The following is a 10,429-nucleotide window of genomic DNA, read 5'->3' as shown; positions in this document are numbered from 1 at the left end:
AATCTACGCGCTGCATCACGCCGCCGACGAGGCGCCGGGGGCACTGCCGATATTGCTCGAACGATTGTCCAGCGTGCACCTGCCCAGCGATCTGAAGGTGCAGGTCACCGTGATCGGTGACCCGGTACCGTTGTCCAGTGAAACGGAGCACTCGCTCCTGCGCATCACCGGCGAGGCGTTGTTCAACACCGTCTCACACAGCAACGCCTTCCATGCGCACGTCCGCCTGCTCTATCACCCCGACCGGATTGTGCTCACCATTTCCGACGACGGCGACGGCGACCCCGCCCAACTGCGAAAGATGCTGAGAGTTACGGCGTCCACCAATCTGGCCGGCGCGCACCGGGGGCTCGCCAACATGCGCGCCCGAGCCGAGGAAATGGGCGGATCCATGTCCATCCGCCGGGCGCAACTCGGCGGAATCATGCTCCGGTTCCAGATTCCGCTGCCGATCGCCACCGACGGAAGGACTCAGCGATGACCGTCAGCAGACCCGCCACAGCCTCGCACCCGCAGACGCGAGAACTGCGTATCGTCCTCGTCGACGATCACGCCATCGTCCGGCAGGGCCTGCGATCCATCCTCGAACGCGAACACGACATGCATGTCGTCGGCGAAGCCGCGACAGCTGCCGAGGCCATTTCGGTAGTGGCCGGACAGCGACCGGATATCGTGCTGCTCGACCTCAAACTGGGCACCGGTTCCGACACCGAGGGCCTCGAGGTGTGCTCCGAGCTCACCTCCCGTTTTCCCGACGCGGGAGTCCTCGTACTGACAACTTTCCTGGACGACGCGTTGGTGCTCGAGGCCGTCCATCGCGGCGCCAAAGGCTACGTCATCAAGGATGTCGACACAACCGCACTGGTCTCCTCCATCCGGGCCGTCTCCCGCGACGAAAGCGCTTTCGACCCGCGATCAGCCTCCGTGATGATGCGCACGATCCGGACCGCATCGGATGAACCAGCGCTGACCGACCGCGAGCACAGGGTCCTCGAACTGCTCGCCCAAGGCAAGAGCAACCGGGAAATCGGCGGCAAGCTCTTCATTTCCGAGACAACGGTCAAATTCCACGTCCGCAACATCATGCGCAAGCTCTCGGCGTCCACCCGCGCGGGAGCCGTCTACGAGGCCAGCAAGATGGGGCTGATCTGACTGGCGCACCACGGCGGCTGCCCCGCTCGCTATAAAACAAGCCGAGCTGGTACCACACCCGTACGTGGCGCGTCCGCCGAACTCCTCGGCGTCGGCGCGCCGGCTGCCGGTCACGGCCATACCGCCGCCGCGGCCGCCGTGTAGTCGAACGCCACGTCAGCCAGCCAGATCCGTAGGTGCACATCACCTACGGGTGGGAACCATCCCTCGGCGGTCATGCCTATCGCCTCCTACACCTTTCCTCGGCGCACGTACCCGGCGCCGATCATCTCGTGCCTTCGCCCGTGAGCAATCACAAATCCCCGCCACCCGGCGAGACAAGGATCTTGACGTTCTCCTCCTTGTTGCCGATCAGTTCGTCGAACCCCCGCTTCACGATGTCGTCGAGCTGGATGCGGCCGGTGATGAACTGGTGGGGGTCGACCTTGCCGGTGGCTATCAGGTCGATGGTGGCCGGGTGGTCGTTCGCGTAGGCGAGCGACCCGATCACGCTGACCTCGCCGAAGACCACATCGTTCATGGCGACTCGCGCTTCATGGCCCCAGATCGCCACGTTCACGCAGGTGCCGCCGGCACGCGTGGATCGGATCGCCGACGCGAGCACCGCGTCGACTCCAGCGCATTCGAAGGTGACCTCCGCGCCGCGGCCATCGGTCAGGTCGAGGACCTGCTCGACGACGTCACCAGCGGTCGGGTCGAGCACCTGATCGGCGCCCGCGAGCGCGGCCTTGGCCTTGCGCACCGCGGCCGGTTCGACGGTGATGACGTGATCGACGCCGACGGCGCGCAGCACCGCCGTGGTGACCAAGCCGATCGGCCCCGCACCGAAGACGAGCGCCGTGTCGCCGCCGGAAACACCCGACAACCGCACCGCGTGGTAGGCGACCGCAAGCGGCTCCACCAGCGCGCCTACATCGGTGCCCAGGTCGCCGAGCGGATGAATCCAGCGGCGATCCGCCACCACATAGCGGGCGAAGCCGCCACCGCAGCCGGAAAGCCCCACGAAACCCATTGTGCGGCAGACGTTGTAGCGCCCGCGGCGGCATGCGTCGCAGTCACCGCAGACGATGTACGGCTCCACCACGACCCGGTCGCCGACGCGCAGATCTTCCACCCCCTCCCCCAACTCGACCACGACACCGGCGAATTCGTGACCGAGGGTGATCGGGACCGTTTCGCCGGTGAGCGGGTGCGGGGTTGTCGCGGGTGGCGCGAAGATCGGTCCTTCCAGATACTCGTGCAGATCGGTGCCGCAGATGCCGCACCATTCGACCTCTACTTTCACCGTCCCTGGCCGGGTGGCCGGCTCCGGCACCTCCTCGACACGGACATCGCCGGGACCGTGGAAACGTGCTGCCCTCATTCGATCGTTCTCCTTGGGATTCAATAAGTTTCAGCCGGGCCGCCGAATACGGCGACCCGGCTGCGAAGACGGCTCAGCTCAGGTGGTGGACTTCCTGCAGCCCGTAGACCGGAGTTGGCAGGCCCTCGTAGCGCGCCTTGAGCTGCAGCGCCAAATACAGTGAGTAATGACGGGATTGGTGCAGGTTGCCGCCGTGGAACCACAGGCCGTCCTGGTGGGTCGGCTTCCACATATTGCGCAGTTCACCTTCGAAGGGGCCGGGGTCCTTGGTGGTGCCGGAGCCGTAGCCCCAGCACTTGCCGACCTTGTCGGCGACGTCCTGGCCGATGAGGTCGGCGGCCCAGCCGTTCATCGAGCCGTATCCGGTGGCGTAGACGACGAGGTCGGCGGGCAGTTCAGTGCCGTCGTCGAGCATCACCGAGTGCTCGGTGAGTTCGCGCACCTCACCGTGGGCGAGCTTGATGTCGCCGTCGGCGACCAACTCCGAGGCGCCGACGTCGATGTAGTAGCCGGAGCCGCGGCGCAGGTACTTCATGAACAGACCGGAGCCGTCGTCGCCCCAGTCGAGCTCGAAGCCGGCGCGCTCGAGCCGAGCGTAGAAGTCGGCGTCGCGTTCGCGGATGGCGTCGTAGACGGGGATCTGGAACTGGTGCATGATCCGGTACGGCATGGACGCGAAGGTGAGGTCGGCCTTGTCGGTGGTCATGCCTGCGGCCAAGGCGCGTTCGGAGTACAGGTCGCCCAGGCCCAGGTCCATCAGGGAGTCGGATTTGACGATGTGGGTCGAGGAGCGCTGGACCATCGTCACGTCGGCGCCGGCTTCCCAGAGGGCGCCGCAAATATCGTGGGCGGAGTTGTTGGAGCCGATGACGACGGCGCGCTTGCCGGCGTAGGCATCGGGGCCGGGATGCTGGCTGGAGTGGTGCTGATCGCCCTGAAAGCGTTCCGTGCCAACGAATTTCGGGATGTTGGGCTTGCCGGACATGCCGGTGGCCAGCACGAGGTGCTTGGGTCGCAGAACCATCGGTTCGCCGTCGCGCTCGACATGGACGGTCCATTCCTGGGTCTGCTCGTCATAGGTGGCGCTGCGGCAGGTGGTCTTGGACCAGTACGGCACCTCCATGATCTTGGTGTACATCTCGAGCCAGTCGCCGATCTTGTCCTTCGGCGTGAACACCGGCCAGTTGTCGGGGAACGGCAGGTACGGCAGGTGGTCGTACCAGACGGGGTCGTGCAGGCACAGCGACTTGTAGCGCTGTCGCCACTGGTCGCCGGGCCGGTCGTGCTTGTCGATCACCAGCGCGGGCACGCCGAGCTGCCGCATCCGGGCGCCGAGCGCGATGCCGCCCTGACCGCCGCCGACCACCACCACGTACGGCTGGCGGGTGACGCCTAGCTCGCTCTCCTCCCGCGCCCGCTGCTCCGCCCAGGTGACACGGTCCCGGTTCGCGCCGTGCTCGGTGCCTTTGGGGCGACGCGGTCCTTTGTTCTCCTCGAAGCCGCGCAACTCGCGCAGCGTGGTGAGCAGCGTCCATGCGCCCTCGTCGGTGAGCCGCAGGTGGCCAACGCCGCGCCCGGTGGCGGTCTCGAATCCGATCCAGGCGGTGAGTACGCTGTCGGCCTCGGTGACCGGCTCGGTGGTGTGGAAGCCGCGCGGATCGGTGTCGTTGAGGCACGCCCGCAGCATGTCGGCGACGCCGCCGCGGCCCTCCACGGTCTTGATGTTCCAGGTGAAGGCGACGAGATCACGCCAGAAGCTGTCCACGGCGAACATTCCCGCGGCCGATTCGATGTCGCGCGCCGCGAGCGCGGATTCGAACTCGCGCAACCAGGCGTCCACCCGCTGCTGCGGTCCGGCCGATTCCTCACGCGCCGCCGGTTCCAGTGTCCGAGTCACCGGATTCTCCTTCCCACAAAGGTTTGTGACCTACAGCACACGGCATATGAGTCGGAGTCACAATCGTTGCAAGACGTTGCATCTCGGTGAGGGTGCGATATGGGCTGCCGGGATCCTTGTTTGCGTCGGCGGACCTCGGACCACCGGCGGACGGGCATCATAAGCGAATTCAGTGCAGTCGCATCTAGGCTCGACCCCCCGGCTATACGCGTGACCGGTCCGGATGCACGACGCCGTCATCGGAGCGCGGCGCTCCCACTGCGACCGCGTACGGTGTCGCGCGCTCCTGGCAACGCGTTCGCGCCGCGGTAGTGACTCAGGATCGGCCGAGCGCCCGGGCCATCCGGTCACTGGACCAGGTCCAGCAACGTCGCCCCGAATCCCCGTTTGCCGACGTCATGGCGAAATTCCCTGACGTCGCCGCTGCAGCGCAGATGATCGCGGTGGTGACCGCCGCCGACGGGGTGGCGCTCTGACCCCGCCCTGCCATCACCGCACCGGTGGATACCGCAGTCCGCACTCGCGGAAGACGAACCGCTGGGGCATCGACACCCGTAGAAAGGCTGTCCGGGATTATCGGCGATGAAAGCACAGTTGCGCTGACCCGTCTCTTCCGACGGGTCGTTGCGCTCAGGCTACGCCTTCCCACCGAGCCGGCGAGGAAAATGTGGCAGTTCTTCTCATTCTCTCGCGCCGGTCGGAAACGCTAGCTCACGAATGCCTGGACTGGACTGGCGCGAACGCACCATCCACCGCGTCCGGCCCCGCTCCGAAACTCACCGTCATCTCCACCGCGGGCGCCAGCCGATACGGTCGATTCTCCACCACCGACCCCACCACACGGCGCAACCGCGACAACTCCGCCCGCACCGCCACCGCATGATCGGGGTCGCCGTAGAGCGCCTCACTCAACGCCGTCACCGTCATCCCCGCCGTACCGCACCGGTGCAACAACAACAGGATCTCCGCATGCCGCGCAGAAAGAGTGCGCCGCCAATCCGACTCACCCCGCGCCATCAGCACCGGTGCACCCGACAGATCCAGTGTCAGCCGGATTCTGTCGTCGGCCGAGCGTGGCCGCACCAACCATCCGCTGTTCAACGGCTTCGCCTCACATAATCCCAGCCCCGGGACGTGCACCGCCCGCACCGCATCCGGCACCGCGATCCGCCGGCCCGCCGCCACCCCGACCGCATGCGCCACCCACCCGTGCTCGTCCACCAGCAACGCGGGCCCGCTCAACGACGACAACGCCGGCATCGACGCCATCCGCAGCCGCTCCAGCCGCTCCTGCTGATGCCGCAGCAGCTGCCCCTCCGCCAGCCGCACCGCCGCCCCGATCAACGCCGTGATTGTCGGATGCAATGTCAACGCCGGACCGCTGACATCCACCACCCCGATCAACTCACCCGTGCGCGGATCGTGCACCGGCGCCGCCGTGCAATACCAGGGATGCTGTGACTGCTCGAAATGCTCCCCCGACACCAACTGCACCGGCTCGGCCTCCGCCAGCGCTGTGCCGATCGCGTTGGTACCGACTGCCGACTCCGTCCACGTCGCCCCCTCCTGAAAACCCAGCCCGTCCGCGCGATGACGCACCTTCGCAGACCCAGCCCGCCAGAGCACGATGCCGTCCGCGTCGGTCACTACCATGATCATCTGTGCCGCGTCGGCGACACTGTCGATCAGCTGCGTTATCCCACCGATAACCGAACTCAACGGCGACTCCAGGCGCCGACGCTCCACCTCCGAGGGCGGCAACACCGTGCGCGCGTTCACCCGGTCCGGCACCAGACCCGCCGCCAGCACCCGCGCCCAGGACCGCGCCACCACCGTGCGCGGCCGCAACGGCGAACGACCGCCGCCGATCACCGCATCGTGCATGCGCACCAGGTCACGGGCATAGCGGGGAAGATCCGTTCCCGGAGTGATCGCGTTGAATTCGCCCATCGTGCCTGTCCGCTCTTTGCTCCCGAGTTGCGCCGCACGCGACACAAACCCCCCGCTCCTGTACGCACGACCATCGATGATGCAACGCCCTACAACATCGTGACTCGATTTCCCGGCCGCGTGTTCTAGATCACACAACACCGGATCGGCGACGTCAAGACGACCAAAACCCACGTCATCGGTCTCGGCGCTGGGCTGAACGCTGAACGCATGCCGCGCGCACTGCCGCCTGCACCTAGAGCCGCCATCCACTGCCCTGCGGCACTGATCCGCATAGCTGGGCACCTCCGCGCGAAGCACAACTACCGACCGCGTCGCGGCCCGTGCGACATCGCGATGAACTCGCACGTAACCGGCGCGTCCGGTGGCTCAGCGCCCGCAGCAACCAGCGGTTCTTTCCGGAGCTGAGACCGGCACTCTGCCAACCGCAGCGATCGCCGGGGCACCTGTAACCTGTCGGCACCTCGAGCCCGGTTTCCACCGCAGCAGATCGCGCCCACCCTGGCAACGAGCGATCCGTCAGGCCTGGCTTACCGACCAGATCGGTGCCGTGCACGCCGCCACGCGACACCTACGGCGCTCCACGGGTGCACGCCAAACTCACCCCTCCGTATCAGCATCGGATATAGCCAGGTCGAGTTGTTGATCGCGGTACAGGGATTCGGGCGTCGTGAATTTTCTTCTGGTGGCGCGGCCGCGCTCGCGACACCATGGCCGCCCGAGCCCCGACTATCCCGTTGCCAGTCCCTGGACCGCCTGCGGCGGTGGCCGCGAACACGCTAGCGAGGACCAGGCTGATCAGCCCTGAGACCAAAGCCGCTGTGGCGCCTTTCCGACCCATCCGGTACCGACGCGACCGGCGCGGACGAGCCTTCGCCCGCCCCCGAGCAGACCGACGGCCTTGGCGTGGTCGTAGGTAAGGTACCGGCCCAAGTCGGTGAAGTACTGATTCGACGCGCTCAGAGGGCCTTTGGTGGCCTCGTCATAGCCGTTGGCCACATCCCGGTAGTCACACAGTGGGCATCCCTGTCGGCGCGGTCCAGGCGCGCGAGCCTACTTCGACAATCTCACCTGCGCCTGCTTCCGATTCGCCGCCGCCAGCGCGGTCGGCCAGACATCCGCGTCGACGGCACCGAAGGGCTACATCGCAATCCTACGCCGCAGCGCTGACTCCAGCGACTAACCCGCTGTCCCGGTAGCGGTTATGCGGGCGGCCTGCTTGATGTAGGTGGCGGCCACCTCGCCGACGGCGTTCTTGTCGAGCAGTGGATACCCCGCGAACCCGGGCACTGTCTACCTGGTGCGCTCGGATTGGGATGACTGGTTCAAGTTGTCGGGCGTGGCCAGCGCGGCACCGGCAGTCGTCGTCGAACGCATTGCCTCGCTGACACAGCGGATACGGGTCGGAGCTGGCGGGGTGATGTTGCCCAACCACGCTCCGATCGTGATCGCTGAACAATTCGGTACCTTGGAGGCTTTCCACCCGGGACGTATCGACCTCGGCCTCGGACGCGCCCTCGGCGGACCTCGCGACGTCACCGACCGCCTGCGAAGCGAGCACGAACGCACGGCCAAACCGTTCGAAGATCAGGTACGGGAACTGCTCACACTGTTCGAGGCGGACAACGGCGGTGGGCGAGTGGCGGCGGTGCCCGCCGTAGGCAACAGACCTGAAATCTGGATGCTCGGCAGCGGTGACCACACCGCCCGGATCGCTGGCAGCCTCGGGCTCCCGTTCGCCGCAGCCCACCATTTGAAGCCGCTGAATACCGTTGCCGCAGTACGAACCTACTTGCGAACGTTCCAGCCGTCATCGCTGTACCCGGCTCCGCGAATCTCGATCAGTGTGGCGGTTATCGTCGCCGAGACCGACGAGCGGGCCCACTGGCCGGATCGCTGAGGATGAAGATCGCTCGGCGACGACAGGGCCAACCGATACAACTGCCCAGCCCGGAAACCGCTGAAGCACATGGATATACGACGTCTAGAGACACAGACGACGAGCTGGCCGGCGTGGTCGTCGGCCAACCCGCAACTGTGCTACCGGAATTACAGGCACGGGTAGATGCGACCGGCGCCGACGAGCTCCTGATCAAGACCGATCTGTGCGATCGGCTCGACCGACACAAATCCTACGCATTGCTCATGAAAGACGAGACCCATCGTCTACGTCGGGCAGATTCTCCGACATCTGCCTGACGTATCCGGTTCGACATGACTCTGCGCCGATCCCCCTCCGATTGTTCAGCGCGGACAGCGCCGCCCGCGGCGGCACCCTGCCATCTGGTCGACCACCCCCCGCCCTCGGTCTGGCGAGTGCGGCATCGACGCGTGGCCCAGGTCGAGTGGCTGATCCGGCCGGGGTACGCCGTCCGGATCGGCGTAATTATAGACCGATTCGTTGCCGCGCTCGGCCAGATCCTATCCCCCGACGCCCGGCGGTGGACTCACCTGTGTGACTGGTAGTTCCACCGGTACCCATTGCTGGTTTTCGGCGTTCCAGCCCAATACCTTTCCGTGCAGGGCAGGCTCTGTGGGGTCGAGGTCGAGCAGGACCAGACGGGCCTCGTCTGGGAGGTCGGCGGTGACCAGAATCGCCGCCGCATCCACGTTCTCGATGTCGAGCACGGTCACCACCTCGACGCCACTGTGGGATCGCTGTGTCCGCCGAAACCAGCGTTGGCGTAGCTTGGTCGGAAGCGCTGCCGCACCGTCGGCCGCACGCTCACCGAGCGCTTCGAGAAGTGCCTTACCGAACACAGTCGCTGCGGGCGCAACCGCGCCGAACGCAGCCGCTGACCACTGCAGCACGTCATGCGGCAGTGAGCCGATGTCTACCGGCGACGGGCCAGCTCCGTACGATGGCTGCACGGCATCTCCGCTACCGGCGCGTTCCGGGCTCGAATGTGTTTGATTCACGGTGACCCCACCCCAATCGCTTCAGTGAGCACCGATAGTACGTCACTCGGCCTCTGCTTCAGCCGGTGCGATCCGACCCGTACCTAGATGTCGCCCGCGGCCACTTCCCCATGAGATCTCGGCTTGACCGGGCCCGCGGCGGCGCCGCCTGAGTCCCTCAAAGGTGTACTGGCTGGTTTGATCTCGCGAAACGGGGCCAGTCCTGAGCTGTTGTGGCCAGCTCTCCGATGGCCCTGGCGGCGCTATTCGATGTTGAGCTGTTTTCGCTGGTGGAAGGCGTGTGCGTAGTGGTCGTATCCCCCTCCGGACACCAGTGCTAACCCACAGGGGGCGGCACCAACGAATGCGAATTGTTGTTGGTGCTGGTAGCGCACTTCTAAGGCCAGAGCTCGGTACAACCGGGCCTTATCGGCTGGATCTCCCGCAGCGAGCACCGCGTTCTCTGAACTACCGCCATAGTTCGAGCCGGGCGAGCGCGCCGAACCCCGGCGCAGACGCCATGCCGGAGGCGCGCGGGCGCATGCGGGGCAACGAGGTCAATCACCGATTCGCCCGGCGAGGCGTGCTCGGCCGGGGCCGGCCAGTTCGTTGGTGATGCCGCGGCGACCGGCCATTGCCATCAGCAGCGCCTCACCGGGGCCGGAGACCAGCGTTCCTTTGCCGGTGGACCAGTCGAGGTCGGTGGCCTCCAGCCGTAGCCCGCGGATGCGCCACGGCATGCCGAGGCGGGGGTTGGTGCGTATTGCGGTCAGTACTCGGTGCAGGCGCTGCGGGGGGATCTGGCGGGGGATGCCGAGTGCGCGGCGGATGTCCTGGTGGTGGATGGTGCCGTCGACGAGCCCGATCATTCCGCCGAAGCCGGCGGCCAGCCCGCGTGGCCGCAGGTGTGCGGTGAACAGTTCGAGCAGCTGATCCGGGGTGAGGGAGGAGAATTCGTCGACGCCGACCTGGTTGGCCCACAGCAGTCGGCCCTTGACGAATCGCCTGGCCAGCCCGGCGGCGTCGAGATCGTCGTAGCTGATCATGTGGGCGACCACGTCCTTGACCCGCCAGCGCTCGCACAGCGTCGGCATCTGCCACTGCTGCGGGGTCAACCCGGCCAGGAATGCCGCCAGGTCCCTGCGTTCGGCCTCGGCCATATCCATATC

9 protein-coding genes and 1 pseudogene are annotated in these 10,429 nt (G+C 66.4%); 4 read left to right on the top strand and 6 right to left on the bottom strand.

Features of this window, described 5'->3' with window-relative positions; genetic code table 11:
* The coding region (locus tag ON27_RS14405) for a sensor histidine kinase (protein WP_043726147.1) at positions 1 to 481 on the top strand (481 nt) is incomplete at its 5' end.
* Complete coding sequence (locus tag ON27_RS14400) at positions 478 to 1,152, top strand: MadR family response regulator transcription factor (protein WP_043726139.1); 675 nt, start codon at positions 478 to 480, stop codon at positions 1,150 to 1,152. The genes ON27_RS14405 and ON27_RS14400, both read left to right, overlap by 4 nt.
* Before the next feature lie 292 nt (positions 1,153 to 1,444).
* On the opposite strand, the gene ON27_RS14395 is transcribed toward ON27_RS14400, so the two are convergent.
* Both ON27_RS14395 and ON27_RS14390 read right to left on the bottom strand, forming a co-directional pair.
* Positions 1,445 to 2,515, bottom strand: a complete 1,071-nt coding sequence (locus tag ON27_RS14395) for a 2,3-butanediol dehydrogenase (protein WP_043726136.1) — start codon at positions 2,513 to 2,515, stop codon at positions 1,445 to 1,447.
* A 73-nt stretch (positions 2,516 to 2,588) separates the two neighbouring features.
* Positions 2,589 to 4,412 carry an NAD(P)/FAD-dependent oxidoreductase gene (locus ON27_RS14390; RefSeq protein WP_043726134.1) on the bottom strand — a complete coding sequence of 608 codons (1,824 nt, stop codon included), beginning with the start codon at positions 4,410 to 4,412 and terminating at the stop codon, positions 2,589 to 2,591.
* Positions 4,413 to 4,723: 311 nt separating this feature from the next.
* Between ON27_RS14390 and ON27_RS42880 the strand changes: the two genes are divergently transcribed.
* Positions 4,724 to 4,888, top strand: a complete 165-nt coding sequence (locus ON27_RS42880; protein WP_157227185.1) for a hypothetical protein — start codon at positions 4,724 to 4,726, stop codon at positions 4,886 to 4,888.
* A gap of 235 nt (positions 4,889 to 5,123) precedes the next feature.
* On the opposite strand, the gene ON27_RS14385 is transcribed toward ON27_RS42880, so the two are convergent.
* A complete protein-coding gene (locus tag ON27_RS14385) occupies positions 5,124 to 6,362 on the bottom strand; it encodes a GAF domain-containing protein (protein WP_051046577.1) in 1,239 nt (412 codons plus the stop codon).
* 613 nt (positions 6,363 to 6,975) lie between these two features.
* Positions 6,976 to 7,233: pseudogene (locus ON27_RS45820) on the bottom strand (DUF6223 family protein); the annotation flags it as partial.
* A 429-nt stretch (positions 7,234 to 7,662) separates the two neighbouring features.
* On the opposite strand from ON27_RS45820, the gene ON27_RS14380 reads away from it, so the two are divergent.
* Positions 7,663 to 8,262, top strand: a complete 600-nt coding sequence (locus ON27_RS14380) for an MsnO8 family LLM class oxidoreductase (RefSeq protein WP_157227184.1) — start codon at positions 7,663 to 7,665, stop codon at positions 8,260 to 8,262.
* Positions 8,263 to 8,783: 521 nt separating this feature from the next.
* Here the strand turns inward: ON27_RS14380 and ON27_RS42875 are convergent.
* Positions 8,784 to 8,990 (bottom strand): hypothetical protein, encoded by a 207-nt coding sequence (locus tag ON27_RS42875; RefSeq protein ID WP_157227183.1) that lies wholly within the window; start codon positions 8,988 to 8,990, stop codon positions 8,784 to 8,786.
* An 827-nt stretch (positions 8,991 to 9,817) separates the two neighbouring features.
* The gene (locus tag ON27_RS14370) at positions 9,818 to 10,426 is read right to left on the bottom strand and encodes a maleylpyruvate isomerase family mycothiol-dependent enzyme (protein ID WP_051046575.1); all 609 of its coding nucleotides are present in this window, start codon (positions 10,424 to 10,426) and stop codon (positions 9,818 to 9,820) included.
* Positions 10,427 to 10,429: the final 3 nt, after the last annotated feature.

Source organism: Nocardia asiatica NBRC 100129 (genome assembly GCF_000308415.1).
Taxonomy (GTDB): Bacteria; Actinomycetota; Actinomycetes; order Mycobacteriales; family Mycobacteriaceae; genus Nocardia; species Nocardia asiatica.
This window is presented reverse-complemented; position numbering and strand designations above follow the sequence as displayed.

Excerpts from the sequence above, each read along its gene's own strand:
- ON27_RS14400 (WP_043726139.1), top strand. The coding sequence starts at position 478 with ATGACCGTCAGCAGACCCGCCACAGCCTCGCACCCGCAGACGCGAGAA.
- ON27_RS14395 (WP_043726136.1), bottom strand. The coding sequence starts at position 2,515 with ATGAGGGCAGCACGTTTCCACGGTCCCGGCGATGTCCGTGTCGAGGAG.
- ON27_RS14385 (WP_051046577.1), bottom strand. The coding sequence starts at position 6,362 with ATGGGCGAATTCAACGCGATCACTCCGGGAACGGATCTTCCCCGCTAT.
- ON27_RS14370 (WP_051046575.1), bottom strand. The coding sequence starts at position 10,426 with ATGGATATGGCCGAGGCCGAACGCAGGGACCTGGCGGCATTCCTGGCC.